The organism is Pseudomonas nicosulfuronedens, from assembly GCF_005877905.1.
GTDB classification, from domain to species: Bacteria; Pseudomonadota; Gammaproteobacteria; order Pseudomonadales; family Pseudomonadaceae; genus Pseudomonas; species Pseudomonas nicosulfuronedens.
Genome location: NZ_SWDV01000003.1, coordinates 144,021 through 157,435, shown reverse-complemented (window position 1 = coordinate 157,435; position 13,415 = coordinate 144,021). Strand labels below are relative to the sequence as shown.

The 13,415-nt window shown below is 65.8% G+C and carries 13 protein-coding genes and 1 pseudogene; 4 read left to right on the top strand and 10 right to left on the bottom strand.

The genetic code is table 11. From position 1 onward, the window contains the following. Nucleotides 1-42: 42 nt before the first annotated feature. Both FAS41_RS04620 and FAS41_RS04615 read right to left on the bottom strand, forming a co-directional pair. Complete coding sequence (locus tag FAS41_RS04620; RefSeq protein ID WP_138520457.1) at nt 43-351, bottom strand: BolA family protein; 309 nt, start codon at nt 349-351, stop codon at nt 43-45. A 52-nt stretch (nt 352-403) separates the two neighbouring features. Then, a pseudogene (locus FAS41_RS04615) lies at nt 404-962 on the bottom strand (DUF2059 domain-containing protein). A gap of 121 nt (nt 963-1,083) precedes the next feature. Between FAS41_RS04615 and FAS41_RS04610 the strand changes: the two are divergent. From FAS41_RS04610 to aqpZ, 4 genes are all read left to right on the top strand, one after another. Next, the gene (locus FAS41_RS04610; protein WP_138520455.1) at nt 1,084-2,097 is read left to right on the top strand and encodes a DUF2804 domain-containing protein; all 1,014 of its coding nucleotides are present in this window, start codon (nt 1,084-1,086) and stop codon (nt 2,095-2,097) included. Nucleotides 2,098-2,232: 135 nt separating this feature from the next. Then, complete coding sequence (locus FAS41_RS04605; protein ID WP_138520454.1) at nt 2,233-3,627, top strand: class II fumarate hydratase; 1,395 nt, start codon at nt 2,233-2,235, stop codon at nt 3,625-3,627. Further along, complete coding sequence (locus FAS41_RS04600) at nt 3,620-4,243, top strand: NAD(P)H-dependent oxidoreductase (protein WP_138520453.1); 624 nt, start codon at nt 3,620-3,622, stop codon at nt 4,241-4,243. The genes FAS41_RS04605 and FAS41_RS04600 overlap by 8 nt, the downstream gene beginning before the upstream one ends. Nucleotides 4,244-4,405: 162 nt before the next feature. Next, a complete protein-coding gene (gene aqpZ / locus FAS41_RS04595) occupies nt 4,406-5,086 on the top strand; it encodes an aquaporin Z (protein ID WP_138520452.1) in 681 nt (226 codons plus the stop codon). A gap of 161 nt (nt 5,087-5,247) precedes the next feature. Here the strand turns inward: aqpZ and FAS41_RS04590 are convergent, their stop codons facing one another. The 8 genes from FAS41_RS04590 to ssuC form a co-directional block, all read right to left on the bottom strand. Then, entirely contained in the window at nt 5,248-7,806 is a 2,559-nt protein-coding gene (locus tag FAS41_RS04590; protein WP_138520451.1) for a TonB-dependent receptor, read from the bottom strand. Between the two features lie 275 nt (nt 7,807-8,081). Then, nucleotides 8,082-9,032, bottom strand: a complete 951-nt coding sequence (locus tag FAS41_RS04585; RefSeq protein ID WP_138520450.1) for a FecR family protein — start codon at nt 9,030-9,032, stop codon at nt 8,082-8,084. Further along, complete coding sequence (locus FAS41_RS04580) at nt 9,029-9,550, bottom strand: sigma-70 family RNA polymerase sigma factor (RefSeq protein ID WP_138520449.1); 522 nt, start codon at nt 9,548-9,550, stop codon at nt 9,029-9,031. Before FAS41_RS04580 ends, FAS41_RS04585 begins: the two co-directional genes overlap by 4 nt. A 188-nt stretch (nt 9,551-9,738) precedes the next feature. Further along, a complete protein-coding gene (locus FAS41_RS04575) occupies nt 9,739-10,698 on the bottom strand; it encodes a DMT family transporter (protein ID WP_138520448.1) in 960 nt (319 codons plus the stop codon). A gap of 117 nt (nt 10,699-10,815) precedes the next feature. Then, nucleotides 10,816-11,235 (bottom strand): MAPEG family protein, encoded by a 420-nt coding sequence (locus FAS41_RS04570; RefSeq protein ID WP_138520447.1) that lies wholly within the window; start codon nt 11,233-11,235, stop codon nt 10,816-10,818. 260 nt (nt 11,236-11,495) lie between these two features. Next, a complete protein-coding gene (locus FAS41_RS04565; RefSeq protein WP_017517652.1) occupies nt 11,496-11,711 on the bottom strand; it encodes a TOBE domain-containing protein in 216 nt (71 codons plus the stop codon). A gap of 33 nt (nt 11,712-11,744) precedes the next feature. Beyond that, the gene (gene ssuB, locus FAS41_RS04560; protein WP_138520446.1) at nt 11,745-12,557 is read right to left on the bottom strand and encodes an aliphatic sulfonates ABC transporter ATP-binding protein; all 813 of its coding nucleotides are present in this window, start codon (nt 12,555-12,557) and stop codon (nt 11,745-11,747) included. Continuing rightward, entirely contained in the window at nt 12,554-13,342 is a 789-nt protein-coding gene (ssuC, locus tag FAS41_RS04555; RefSeq protein ID WP_138520445.1) for an aliphatic sulfonate ABC transporter permease SsuC, read from the bottom strand. The genes ssuB and ssuC overlap by 4 nt, the downstream gene beginning before the upstream one ends. Nucleotides 13,343-13,415: the final 73 nt, after the last annotated feature.

Below are 13,415 nucleotides of genomic sequence, written 5' to 3'. Positions count from 1 at the left end.
CGGAGCGGGGCCAGGCCCGCACGCGCTTGGTCAGCTCGCCAATCAATGCTGATCGTGCTTGCTGCCGCCGCGGCAGGTCGGTGAATCCGGCGCCGCGCCCTGCTGCGCCCACTCCTCGGGGGTGTAGGTGTGCATGGCCAGGGCGTGGAACTGGCTCATCAGATCGCCGAGGGTGGCGTAGACCTTCTGATGCCGCTTCACCGCGTTCAGCCCGGCGAACACCGGGCTGACGATCACGGCCTTGTAGTGCGTTTCCTGTCCGCGGCTGTGCATGTGGCTCTCGTCCAGTACGTCAAGGTGCTGGGGTTCGAGGGCGCTCAGGGCGGTCTGGATACGGTCACGCATGCTCATGTCGGGTCTCGCTGGCAGTCAGTACGGTTCAGGCGGGTGGAAATCAGGACGATCAGGGCTTCTTGGCGGGAGCGGCCGGGGCCTTCACGCCCAGTTCCTTGTCCATGTCAGCCATCAGCTTGTTCACCGGCTCGACTGCGGTCTGCAGTTTGGCCTGGGTCAGCTGGGCGGATTCGGCGGTCAGGCGCGGCATCTTCTCCAGGACCTTGCGGCCCAGGGGCGATGCGTAGAAGTCGTTCAGCTGCTTGAGCTCGGACTCGCTGAAGTTGGCGGTGTAGAGCTTGACCAGTTCAGGCTTGAGCTTGTCCCAGCCCACGGCGCGGTCCAGTTCGGCGTTGGCCTTGGCCTGGTAACGGTCGAGCACGGCCTTCTTGCTGTCCGGCGCCTTGGCCTGGGCGAAGCGCTGGGCGAGCATCTGCTGGACTTGCGCGTAGACCGGCACGGTCAGCTTGTCGGCATGGACCTGCTTGAGGAATTTCTCCGCCTCGGCGTTGGCGTCAGCCAGTGCCACGGAACTGAAGCCAACCAGAAGTGCTGCGGTGCAGAGGGAACGAAGAACGGTCATGGGGCAGTCCTGTGAGTCTGAAGGGTGTCCGGGTGGGACCCGCCATTCTGCGCCTAAGTTCGGAATGTGCTCAAGAGAGTGCCAAATGGCCTGGAAGTGACCGGCTTCTCTTGTCGTACAGTTCCCGAAACGGCATGCTGCGGCGCGTTGCCACACGGATGTGACCGATGAACACCCTCACCCACCCGCCGACGCTCGTCGCCGCGCCGCCCCTGTGCGATGCGCGTGGCCGCCTGAACAGCGCGGCCGTGGGCTGGTCGTCGCGGCCACAGACGCTCTGCCAGCTCTCCGGCAACGCCGGCCGGCGCAAGCGCTGGAACCACTGGTGCATCAACGCGCCGGGCTGGATGCTCTCTATCACCATCGCCGACCTCGACTACCTGGGCTACGGCGCCGTGTACTTCCTCGACCTGGAAACCGGACAGTCGGTGCACCGCACCCAGTTCAGCCCCTTCGGCCTGGGATGCCACCTGCCGGACACGCCGAACCAGAGCCACCGCTTCGAACACGGCCAGCTGTGCCTGGGCTTCGACGAGCAGCCCGGCCAGCTGCGCATCACCGCCTGCGCGCCGAACCTGGGCGGCCAGCCGCTGAACCTCTCCCTGGAAGTACAGCGCCCGGCTCACCTGGAGTCAGTCAACCTGGTGGTGCCCATGGGCGGCAAGTGCTTCCATGCCTGCAGCCGGCAGATGGGCTTGCCGATCAGTGGCAGCCTGACCCTCGGCCACAAGACCTACCGCTGCACCGACGGCCAGAGCTTCGCCGCGCTGGATTTCGGCCGGGGCGTCTGGCCGTTCAATACTCAATGGACCCGCGCCGCCTTTGCCGCGCCCGGGGGCATCGCCGGCAACTTCGGCGCTGGCTGGACGGAAAACAGCCACCTGAGCGAGAACGCCCTGTGGTTCGGCGGCGAGTTGCAGGCGCTGGGCGGCCCTGTGGATATCCGCCAGGTGCCGCACGACCCGTTGTCGCCCTGGCAATTGCACGGCAGCGACGATCGCGTCGACCTCACCTTCACGCCGCGCAAGCTGCACCGCGCCTGCCCGCGGCTGGGCCCGCTGTTCGCCGAGACCTGCCAGTGGTTCGGCCGTTTCGACGGATCCCTGCGCAGCGCCGAGGGCGACCTGGTGCCGGTCAATGGCGCACTGGGCTGGGTCGGTTCGACGCACGCTCGCTGGTGACGGCCTTCGGGACCCTGCTTGTCGCTGAGCCTCACACGCCACTGCAACCGCTCTATCACGGCCATTGAGCCAGAGTGGAACCCGGAAGCCCCGTAGCGGCCTAAACTGGCCGAGACCCTTTTCCGGAGAAGCACCATGAGCCGCACCGAAACCGACAGCCTTGGTCCCATCGAGGTCCCCGAAGACGCCTACTGGGGCGCGCAGACCCAGCGCTCGCTGGAGAACTTCGCCATCGGCGGGCAGCGCATGCCGCTGGCCGTGGTGCATGCCCTGGCGCTGATCAAGAAAGCCGCCGCGCGGGTCAACGCGCAATTGGGCGAGTTACCGGAGAACATCACCAGCCTGATCGAGGAAGCCGCCGACGAAGTGCTCGCGGGCGAGCACGACGACCAGTTCCCCCTCGTCGTCTGGCAGACCGGCAGCGGTACCCAGAGCAACATGAACGTCAATGAGGTGATCGCCGGGCGCGCCAACGAGATCGCCGGCAACGGCCGCGGCGGCAAGAAGCCGGTGCACCCCAACGACCACGTCAACCGCGCGCAGAGCTCCAACGACAGTTTCCCCACCGCCATGCACATCGCCGCCGCGCAAGCGGTGCAGAACGACCTGCTGCCGGCCATTGCCGAGCTCAGCGGTGGCCTCGCCCAGCAGGCCGCGCGCCACGCCAATCTGGTGAAGACCGGGCGCACCCACCTGATGGACGCCACACCGGTCACCTTCGGCCAGGAACTCTCTGCCTTCGTCGCCCAGTTGGACTACGCCGAGCGCGCCCTTCGCTCGGCGCTACCGGCGGTCTACGAGCTGGCCCAGGGCGGCACTGCCGTCGGCACCGGGCTGAACGCCCCCAAGGAATTCGCCGACGCCATTGCCGCCGAGCTGGCCGACCTTTCCGGCCTGCCCTTCGTTTCCGCACCGAACAAGTTCGCCGCCCTCGCCGGCCACGAACCGCTGGTGACCCTGGCCGGGGCCATGAAGACCCTCGCCGTGGCCCTGATGAAGATCGCCAACGACCTGCGCCTGCTCGGCTCCGGCCCCCGCGCGGGATTCGCCGAGGTGAAGCTGCCGGCCAACGAACCGGGCTCCTCGATCATGCCCGGCAAGGTCAACCCGACCCAGTGCGAGGCGTTGTCGATGCTCGCCTGCCAGGTCTTCGGCAACGATGCCGCCATCACCTTCGCCGCCAGCCAGGGCCACCTGCAGCTCAACGTCTACAAGCCGGTGATCATCCACAACCTGCTGGAATCCGCGCGCCTGCTGGCCGACGGTTGCCGCAACTTCAACACCCACTGCATCGCCGGCATGGAGCCGGACGCAGCGAAGATGCGCGAGCACCTTGACCGCGGCCTGATGCTGGTGACCGCGCTGAACCCGCACATCGGTTACGACAAGGCCGCCGAGATCGCCAAGAAGGCCTACGCCGAAGGCAAGACCTTGCGCGAAGCCGCACTGGAGCTGGGCTACCTGACCGACGCCGAGTTCGACCAGTGGGTGCGCCCGGAAACCATGCTGGAGGCAGGCCAGAATGGCTGAAGCGGCCAAGCATGGCGCCACGCCCTTCGAGGGTGACGGCAAGCGCGTGCTGCTGGTGCTGGGCTCGCCCAAACCCGGCGGCTTCTGCCACGCGGTGGCCGACGCCTATGCCCATGGCGCCCGCGCCAAGGGCCATGTGGTGCACACGCTCAAGCTCGGCGAGATGAACTTCGACCCGGTGCTGCGCGGCGGCTACGAACTGGGGCAGACGTTGGAGCCGGATGTGCTCGAAGCCCAGCGACAGATCCACTGGGCGCAACACATCGCCTTCGTCTACCCGGTCTGGTGGGGCGGCCTGCCGGCGCTGCTGCAGGGGTTCTTCGATCGCGTACTGCAGCCAGGCTTCGCCTTCCGCTACCGCTCGATGGAGTCCCGCGAGTTCGAGCCACTGCTGGGCGGGCGCAGCGCCGACCTGCTGGTCAGCCATGACCAGACCCACTGGCACTATCGCCTGCGCCAGGGTGCCCCGGCCCACCGGCAGATGACCCGCTGCATCCTCGCGCCCTGCGGCATCGCCCTGCACCACCTGGAGGAGTTCAGCCCGGTACGCGGCTCCGGCGAGGAGCAGCGGCAAGGCTGGCTGCGGCGGGCGGAACAACTGGGCACGCAGGTGTAATGGGATGGTGGATAGCGCGTGAGGCGCTATCCACCCTACCGTCGGCACTCCATTCGGAAGGCACTCCCTACGCCTTGGGAATTCCCCTACACCGCGCCAACCCTCGACTTCCCTAGCATGCGCTCGCCCCAATTCGGGGTTCCTCTTGCCCCTGGAGGCAGCATGCTTCGCAAACTTTCCGCCGAAATGATCGGCACGTTCTGGCTGGTGTTCGGTGGTTGCGGCAGCGCCATCTTCGCCGCCCACGCCATTGGCGTCCTGGGTGTCGCCCTCGCCTTCGGCCTGACCGTGGTCACCATGGCCTATGCCATCGGCCCGATCTCCGGTTGCCACCTGAACCCCGCCGTCACCCTTGGCCTGTGGGCCGGCGGCCGCGTCCGCACACTGGATGTGGTGCCGTACATCGTCGCCCAGTGCATCGGCGGCGTGATCGCCGGTGCCGTCCTGTTCTACATCGCCTCCGGCAAACCGGGCTTCGATGCGCTGGCCGGCTTTGCCGCCAACGGTTATGAGGCCCTGTCGCCGACTGGCTACAGCCTGCACTCGGCGATGGCCATCGAAGTGCTGCTGACCGCGTTCTTCCTGTTCGTGATCATGGGCGCCACCGACAGCAAGCTGGCCCCGGCCGGTTTCGCGCCGATCGCCATCGGCCTGACGCTGACCCTGATCCACCTGATCAGCATCCCGATCGACAACACCTCGGTGAACCCGGCGCGCAGCCTGGGCGTGGCGCTGTTCGCCGACCCGCTGTTCATGAAGCAGCTGTGGCTGTTCTGGGTCGGCCCGCTGGTGGGCGGCGTGATCGGTGCCCTGGTGTACCGCGTGGTACGTCCGACGGCCTGAGCCTGCTACCTGCTACAAAAAACGGGCGCCTTCGGGCGCCCGTTTTCGTTGTTGCTCGGCCTGTCTGTAGGAGCGAGCTTGCTCGCGAACCCGCCCCGCTCCGCTGCTGCCGGGAAATTCGTTCGCGAGCAAGCTCGCTCCTACAGCCGACAGGGAGCATCTCAGAAGTACTGGGTCAGGCTGAACTTGGCGTTGCGGCCCTGGCTGTAGACGCTGTCACCGGCCAGCGCGGGGTGATAGTCGCGGTTGAACAGGTTGTCCACGGTGAAGTTCAGCTCGGTGTTCTCCAGGCCCAGGCGGCGCGGCTTCCAGCTGGCGAAGAGTCGATGGGTGTCGTAGCTGTCGTTGACGGTCTGGTCCCAGAAGATGTCGCCGACGCTGGTGCCCATGCCACCGGAGTACTTGTCGCTGGGCAGGCGGTCGGTCTTGCGGACGAACTCACCCTGCCAGCCGATCTGCGCATCCCAGGACGGGATCTTGGTGCCCAGGGTGGCGACCCACTTGGCCGGCGGCACGTCGCGCGCCCACACATTCGGGCCCCAGGGGTTGCTGTAGGCGCCGTCGTGCTTGCCGGTCACCCACGAATACGACAGCCCGCCGAACAGCCAGGGGCTGTCGTAGAAGCTCTCGATCTCGAAGCCCTTGTAGGTCACACCCGGCAGGTTGCGGTAGTTGGACAGCGGCAGGTCGTCGCCGCAGCTGCCGGAGATGGTGCCGTTGTCGATGGCCTGCTGCTCGCAACCGACGCTGCGGGTGCGAAAGATTTCGTCCTTGATCTTGTTCTGGAACAGCGTGGTCCGCACCTGCAGGTTGTCGCCGTTGATGAACAGGTCCGGCAGGTTGACCAGCGAGCCGAAGCGCAGCGCGTGGATGCGTTCGGGGTCGAGGTCACGGCTGGTGGCGCTGACGGTGCTGCTGTTCTGCACCTCGTACATCTCGTCGATCACCGGCGCGCGCCAGGTGCGGCTGTAGTCGGCGAAGAAGCCCAGGCGCTCGGTGGCGGTCCAGAACAGCGACAGGCGCGGCGACCAGCCACTGTAAGTCTGCGAGCTGTAGTCGTGGCCCTGGGCGGCATTGTTGTAGAGCGGCGCGTCGTTGTCCTTGCCCTGGTTGCGCACGTGGTCGAAGCGTAGCGACGGCGTGATGGTCACGCTGCCCAGGGTCAGCGCATCCTGGATATAGGCGCTGTTGGTGTTCTGCTTGCCGCTGGGCATGAAGGTCGGCTGGAAGTGGCCGTAGTTGTAGCGCGCGGTGTCGTAGGTGGAGCCGGGGATATACATGTCGGTGGTGCGGGTGTGGCGGTGGAACTGCGTACCCACGGTAAAGGCATGCTGCACCGGGCCGGTGGCGAACAGGCTGGTGTTGCGCAGCTCGAGCACCTTGTCCTTGTAGTCGGTGTCCATCTTGCGGCCACCGGTGGAGACCTGGAAGAAGGCGTCCGGGTTGCGCTCGTCGGTCTGGTCGATGTGCGACTCGGAGTACTGCACCATCAGGTCGATCAGCGGGTTGTCGATGGGGTGGTATTCGTACTTGCCGGACCAGGTGGTGTCGGTGGTGTCGCGATGCGCCAGCAGACGCTTGAGCGCGGCCTCGTAGCCGTAGCGGTCGATGCTCGACTGGGTCGGCGGCGTCGGGTAGGAAGCCGAGGAGAACGGCGTCCAGCGAGTACTGTGGGAGCGGCTGTAGGCCAGACTGATGTCGTTGTCGAGGTTGGGGTGCAGGTTCAGCTTGAACAGCCCGGCGTCCAGGTCCTGGGCGCTGTTGGGCAGGCGACTGGGGTTGATCGGATAGCTGTTGTTCGGATCGGGGATGTGCCCGGCGAGCTTGATGTCGCGGCCATCGCGCGCGGTGAGGTAGGCCAGCGCATCGACCTTGCGGTCCTCGGTGCGGCCGTAGACAGCGCCGCTGTAGATCTTCTGCTGGTCGTTGGAGTGGTAGCCGTACTTGAGCATGGCGCCGACGTTCTGGTCATCGCGCAGCATGTCCGGAGCGTCCTTGGTCTCCATGTGCACGGTGCCGCCGAAGCCGCCGTTGCCGTTGTAGACCGAGTGCGGGCCCTTCTCCACTTCGATGCGTTTGATCAGCTCCGGCTCGATGAACACGGTGCCCTGCTGGTAGCGCTCGAAGCCGCTCTTGGGCGCGCCATCGAGGGTGAAGGGCACGTCCTCGGCATCGCCCAGGCCCCAGATGTTCACAGTCTGCCCGCCCGGCTTGGGCGAGCCGCCCATGGTCACGCCAGGCAGGGTCTGCAAGAGGCTGGGAATGTTGTCGGCCTGGATGCGCTCGATGTCCTTGCGGGTCAGGGTCGAACGGCCGACGTTGCTGGAGTCCACGGACAGGCCGCTGCCAACGATGGTCTGCGAATCCAGTTCGATGGCGTTGTCGCTGAACTTGTCGACCTTGCCCGAACGTCGCACGACGAAGCCGTCACCCGCCTCCACCAGCTCCAGCGAAGAGCCCTTGAGCAGATGCTCCAGCGCTTCCCGCACGCTGTAGCGACCGCTCACCGCTGGCGCCTTGAGACCATCCAATTGGGAGGCGTCGTAGAGCACCTGCACGCCGGCCTGCTGTGACAGGCTGCCGATGGATTCACTCAGCGCCTGCGCCGGCAGGTCGACCTGCCAGTCGGCGGCGCGGCTGTACTCGGCCATCATCAGGCTGCCGAGCAGCACGGCGCAGCCCATCGGGCGCGCGAACGGGAAGTTGAATCGAAACTGCATGCAAGGCCCTCCCCAGGGTCGAAAAGCGCTGCGCGTTTCGCAGCGAATGACGGGGAAGACCCTCATTCGAGAAAAACCCACACCTGCAAATAAAAATATTTCTCAAAAAAGATTCCGAGCACGTGCGAGCGGAAACGGATTCGGGATTCGGGATTCGGGATTCGGGATTCGGGATTCGGGATTTTCGTAGGAGCGAGCTTGCTCGCGAACCGGCCCAGCTCGGGTGCTGCCGGGAAACACATTCGCGAGCAAGCTCGCTCCTACAAAAAAAGCGATCAGCGCGGCAGGATGACGGCGCTGCCGTCGGCCTTGCGCTGCACGCGCACGTCCAGCAGCACCGGCAGGGCAGCGAGGAAGTCGTCCGGGTGGGCCAGGCGCACGTTGCCGGAGATGGGCTTGTTCGCCAGGCGCTCATCGCCCAGGCGGATGGGCGCTGCGCGGTACTGCGACAGCTCGTCGACCAACGCACCCAGCGGCTGGTTGCGGAAGGCGAGCATGCCGTCACGCCAGGCGGCGATGGAGGCGACGGGCACACGGTCCACTTGCGCCTCCCCTGCTCCGCTCGACAACCGGGCGCGGTCGCCCGCCGTCAGCGTCTGCTCGCCCGACACACCGAGCTGCGCCTGCAACGCCACCTTGCCGTGGCGCACGGCGACGCTCAGCCCATCGCTCTCGCGATGCACATCGAAGCCGGTGCCGAGCACCCGCACTCGACTATCGCCGGCGGTCACGCGGAAAGGCCGGTCAGCCTCGTGGATCACTTCGAAATAGGCTTCGCCGCGCAGCAGCTGCACATCGCGGAAACGGGTGGAGTAATCCACCCTCAGTGCCGAATCCGCCGCCAGGAATACTCGTGTGCCGTCGTTCAGCGTTACCTCACGCTGTTCGCCTGGCGCAGTGGATTGCACCTGCTGCGGATCGGCCAGCCGACCGCCACTGAAGTCGTTGGCCAACAACAATGCGCCGAGGAACAGACTGGCGGCGGCGAGCCCGCGCCAGGGCAGCGCAGGCCGGCGAGTCGGTGCGAGCGCGGGCCGACGAACCTGGTCGAGGTCAGTCCACAGTTGTTCGATTTCACGGTAAGCACACTCATGGGCAGCGTCTTCCGCCAACCAGTCGGAAAAGGCCTGGCGCTCGCGGGCATCCCAGGCTCCCGAGCGCTGGCGGCTGAACCACTTGGCGGCCAGTTCGTCGATCACTCGCTGGCGCTCTTCTAGCGGCGTCATGCTTCGCCCTCCCCCTGAACCTGACGCTTGCAATGCAGAAGCGCACTGGCGACGTGCTTCTCCACCATGCTCAATGAAATCCCCATGCGCCTGGCCACCTCGGGCTGCGAGAGGCCATCGAACTTGTGCAGGATGAACGCCTCGCGACGCCGTGGCGGCAAGCTTTCCAGTGCCCTGGAAAGCTCGCGAAGATACCGTTGTCGCTCGAACTGCACCACGGGTTCGCCCCCTTCGGCGGCCGGTTGCTGGTCGGTGTCGCTGGCCGTTTCCGGCTCGCTGGTGAAACGCCGGGAGCGCTGCCAGTGATCGCGCAGCAGGTTGCGCGCGACCTGGAACAGGAAGGCGCGCGGCTGCTCCACTTCATGCCGCGAGGAGGACTTGAGCCACTGGGCGAAGGCGTCCTGGGCGAGGTCCGCGGCGTCCGCCGAGCTGCCCAGCTGCTTGCGCAGGAAGCGCAGCAACTCGCCGTGGAAGGAGCGATAGGCCTGGGATACCGAACGGGAAAAGCGCTCATCCATCGACGCACGCCTCCCGGCGTCGCCGCCCTGCCCTGCTGTTGCCCGCTGCCACTTCGCCCCCGAACCGAGGCCCTGGGCCCCGACAACCATCGAATAACACAAATGATAATACATATCATTTGCGAAAATGAAGTCGAACGCGAGCGATGGATGGCAGAAGGCCGCCCCACGGCGGCCTTTCCTCGGAATCAGACGTTGGCGATACGCGCCCTTCGCGCCCGGTAGCTGCGCAACAGCGAAGGCGCCAGCGCGGTCAGCGCCGAGCCACTGACCACCAGCAGTGCGCCGACATAGGCCAGGCCGTTGAGGTCTTCCGGCAGTACGAACTCCGGCCAGATGGAAGCGGCAAGCGCCACCGAGGCGAAGGTCACGAGCGGCGTGATCGCCAGGGTCGCGCTGACCCGCGAGGCTTCCCAGTGCGCCAGCGCCTCGGCAAAGGCGCCGTAGGCCACCAGGGTGTTCAGGCAGCAGGCCAGCAGCAGCCAGCCCTGTAGCGGCGACAGGTCCAGCGCCTCCAGCGGATGCGCCCAGGGCGTGAGCAGCGCGCCGCAGCCCAGGTAGATCACCATCATCACCTGCACCGAGGTCCACTGGGTCAGCAGCTGTTTTTGTGCGAGACCATAGAAGGTCCAGATGAAGGCGGCGAAGACCACGATCAGCACGCCAGTGGTGTACTCACCGAGCGAGCCGAACAGCTCGGTCAGGCGCTGGTTGAAGAACAGCCCGAAGCCGAAGATCAGCACCGCCAGACCCAGCGCCTGGCCGATGCTGAAGCTCTCCTTGAAGACGAACAGGCTGCCCAGCAGCAGGAGGATCGGCGCGATCTGGATCACCAGTTGCGTGGTCCCCGGCGTCAGCATGCGCAGGCCGATGAGGTAGCAGACGTAGTTGCCGGTGAGACCGAGAATGGCAACCAGCACCAACCCCTTGCCGCGCTTTCCCAGCGGCGAGAAGCGCGGCAACTGGCGCGTGAAACCCAGGTAGATCAACAACAGTCCACCCGACACCACCAGGCGAAACCAGGTGACGGTGATCGGGTCCATGACCTTCAGGACTTCCTTGAGCTTGATCGGCAGGATGCCCCAGAGGACGGCGGTGACCAGAGCCAGGAACAGGCCGAATTGCCAGCGGCCGGATGAAACGTGCATGAGTGCCTCGACGCGTGTGCGGTCCGCCATGCTAAGTCATGGCGGTATCGCCCCATAGGAACAGTTGCGCGGTGCAACTGTTCCGGTCGCCGGTCGACAACGGCGCGTCGCTGACAGTCAGACCAGCGTGGAGAGGCGCAGCAGCCACCAGATCAGGATGATCAGCTGGACGAAGAAGGCAGCAAAGCGCACCCACACCGCCAGCGCCGAAGTACTGAGCAGGTGCACCACCGACTGGACGATGCGCGCCACCAGCAGGGCCGGCGCCAGCGGGTCGGTAATCACCGTCTGCTGGGTGACCATCGCATAGAGCAGCACCGCGCAGAACAGCGGCACGTTCTCCACACAGTTGGCGTGGGCGCGCACCAGGCGCTGGCCGAAGGTGCCGGGGGTGTTGCTGCCGTCGGCGGCGAAGACGTTGACCTTCATGCGGCCGGACATCACCAGCAGGCCGCGCTGGTTGACCAGTAGCAGGACCAGCAGCACGGTCCAGGCAACCAGGCCGAGCAACGCGAAGGCAGAGGGACTCAGGGACATGCGGGACTCCTTTCTCTTGTTGGTTTGAGCGGAGTCTAGGGGAAATAGAGCAATTGCTCTAGCCGCTGATTACCGGCACAAAGGTGGGCTCTTCGCAGGACGGGTGGGGCTTGCGATACCCATCGAGCCCAGCGCCGACAGCATGGGTATCGCTGCGCTCCACCCATCCTACAGAAGCGCCCGGTCCATCCCGGAAGCAGGCGTGCAAAAGAAAACGGGCAGCCCGTTTCCGGCCTGCCCGTTGGGTTCCAGCGCCGCACTCACAGCTTGGCGATGGAGACCTCGGTGGACTTCACGAAGGCGATCACTTCACTGCCAATGGCCAGTTCCAGCTCTTTCACGGAACGGGTGGTGATCACCGAGGTGACGATGCCGGCGGCAGTCTGCACGTCGATTTCCGACAGCACATCGCCTTCGACGATTTCCTTGATGGTGCCTTTGAACTGGTTGCGGACGTTGATGGCTTTGATGGTCATGGCGTAGCTCCTTGGGAGAATGCGAACGTTGGATCAGAGCGCCCAGCGCAGTTGCGTGGGCAGTGGGGATACGGGCTCCGGCTCGGGTGGCTGGGCCGGCAGCGAAAGCACACGCTCGAGCACTTCGGCTTCCAGCGTGGCCAGGCGTGCCGAACCACGGGCGCGCGGCCGGTGCAGGTCGACGTTGAGGTCCAGGCCGATCTCGCCGTCCTCGATGAGGATCACCCGGTCGGCGATGGCCACGGCCTCGGCGACGTCGTGGGTGACCAGCAGCACCGTGAAGCCATGCTGCTGCCAGAGACCTTCGATCAGCTGTTGCATCTCGATGCGGGTCAGGGCATCCAGCGCACCCAGTGGCTCGTCGAGCAACAGCAGGCGCGGCTGGTGGATCAGCGCACGGGCCAGTGCCACGCGCTGCTTCTGGCCACCGGACAGACCCGCCGGCCATTCGTTGGCACGGTCGGACAGGCCCACCGCCGCCAACGCTTCCAGCGCCTTGGGACGCCAGTCGCCTTTCAGGCCGAGGCCGACGTTGTCGATCACCCGCTTCCAGGGCAGCAAGCGCGAATCCTGGAACATCAGGCGAGTCTCTTCGCGGGCGCTTTCCAGCGGCGCGGAGCCGGCCAGCAACTGGCCGTCGCTGGCTTCATCCAGCCCGGCTAGCAGACGCAGCAGGGTGCTCTTGCCGCAACCGCTGCGGCCGACGATGGCGACGAACTGGCCGGCGGGAATCCGCAGGTCGATGCCCTTGAGCACCTCACGCTCGCCGAAGCGCTTGCGCACGTTTTCCAGCGCCAGCGGGATGCCTTTCTTGAGTTGTTGCGGCAACTGATTCACTGCGTTCATGCCGCACCTCCTTTCACCTGATAGGCCGGGTGCCAGCGCAGCCAGATGCGTTCCAATCCACGGGCTGCCAGGTCAGCCAGCTTGCCAAGCACGGCGTAGAGCAGAATCGCCAGCACCACCACATCGGTCTGCAGGAATTCACGGGCGTTCATTGCCAGGTAACCGATGCCGGAGTTGGCGGAGATGGTCTCGGCGACGATCAGGGTCAGCCACATGAAGCCCAGGGCGAAGCGCACGCCGACCAGGATCGAGGGCAGCGCGCCGGGCAGGATCACCTGGCGGAACAGGGCGAAGCCGGACAGCCCGTAGCTGCGCGACATTTCCAGCAGGCCCGGATCAATGTTGCGGATGCCGTGGTAGGTGTTGAGGTAGATCGGGAACAGGGTGCCGAGGGCAACCAGGAAGATCTTCGCCGACTCGTCGATGCCGAACCACAGGATCACCAGCGGGATCAGCGCCAGGTGCGGTACGTTGCGGATCATCTGCACGGAGCTGTCGAGGAAGCGCTCGCCCCATTTCGACAGGCCGGTGATCAGCCCCAGCACCAGGCCGATACTGCCACCGATGACAAAGCCGACAGCGGCGCGCCAGGTGCTGATCGCCAGGTGCTGCCAGAGCTCGCCGCTGACCACCAGGTGGTAGCCGGCCTCGGCCACGGCACTGGGTGCCGGCAGGATTCGGCTGGACAGCCAGCCGAATTCCACAGCCAGTTGCCAGATGACCACCAGGCCCACCGGCAGGGCCCAGGGCGCGAGGCGCTGGGCAAGGTTGTTGGAAACGCTCATCTCTTCTCTCCGGATTCTTCGGTCGCTACGTAGGGCGCATAACGCGCCAGCGTTATCCGCCACGGCGGATGAA

Bases quoted from the DNA above. Each gene is read 5' to 3' on its own strand.
- FAS41_RS04620 (WP_138520457.1), bottom strand. From the start codon at position 351: ATGAGCATGCGTGACCGTATCCAGACCGCCCTGAGCGCCCTCGAACCC.
- FAS41_RS04610 (WP_138520455.1), top strand. From the start codon at position 1,084: ATGAACACCCTCACCCACCCGCCGACGCTCGTCGCCGCGCCGCCCCTG.
- FAS41_RS04605 (WP_138520454.1), top strand. From the start codon at position 2,233: ATGAGCCGCACCGAAACCGACAGCCTTGGTCCCATCGAGGTCCCCGAA.
- FAS41_RS04600 (WP_138520453.1), top strand. From the start codon at position 3,620: ATGGCTGAAGCGGCCAAGCATGGCGCCACGCCCTTCGAGGGTGACGGC.
- aqpZ (WP_138520452.1), top strand. From the start codon at position 4,406: ATGCTTCGCAAACTTTCCGCCGAAATGATCGGCACGTTCTGGCTGGTG.
- FAS41_RS04590 (WP_138520451.1), bottom strand. From the start codon at position 7,806: ATGCAGTTTCGATTCAACTTCCCGTTCGCGCGCCCGATGGGCTGCGCC.
- FAS41_RS04585 (WP_138520450.1), bottom strand. From the start codon at position 9,032: ATGACGCCGCTAGAAGAGCGCCAGCGAGTGATCGACGAACTGGCCGCC.
- FAS41_RS04580 (WP_138520449.1), bottom strand. From the start codon at position 9,550: ATGGATGAGCGCTTTTCCCGTTCGGTATCCCAGGCCTATCGCTCCTTC.
- FAS41_RS04575 (WP_138520448.1), bottom strand. From the start codon at position 10,698: ATGCACGTTTCATCCGGCCGCTGGCAATTCGGCCTGTTCCTGGCTCTG.
- FAS41_RS04570 (WP_138520447.1), bottom strand. From the start codon at position 11,235: ATGTCCCTGAGTCCCTCTGCCTTCGCGTTGCTCGGCCTGGTTGCCTGG.
- FAS41_RS04565 (WP_017517652.1), bottom strand. From the start codon at position 11,711: ATGACCATCAAAGCCATCAACGTCCGCAACCAGTTCAAAGGCACCATC.
- ssuB (WP_138520446.1), bottom strand. From the start codon at position 12,557: ATGAACGCAGTGAATCAGTTGCCGCAACAACTCAAGAAAGGCATCCCG.
- ssuC (WP_138520445.1), bottom strand. From the start codon at position 13,342: ATGAGCGTTTCCAACAACCTTGCCCAGCGCCTCGCGCCCTGGGCCCTG.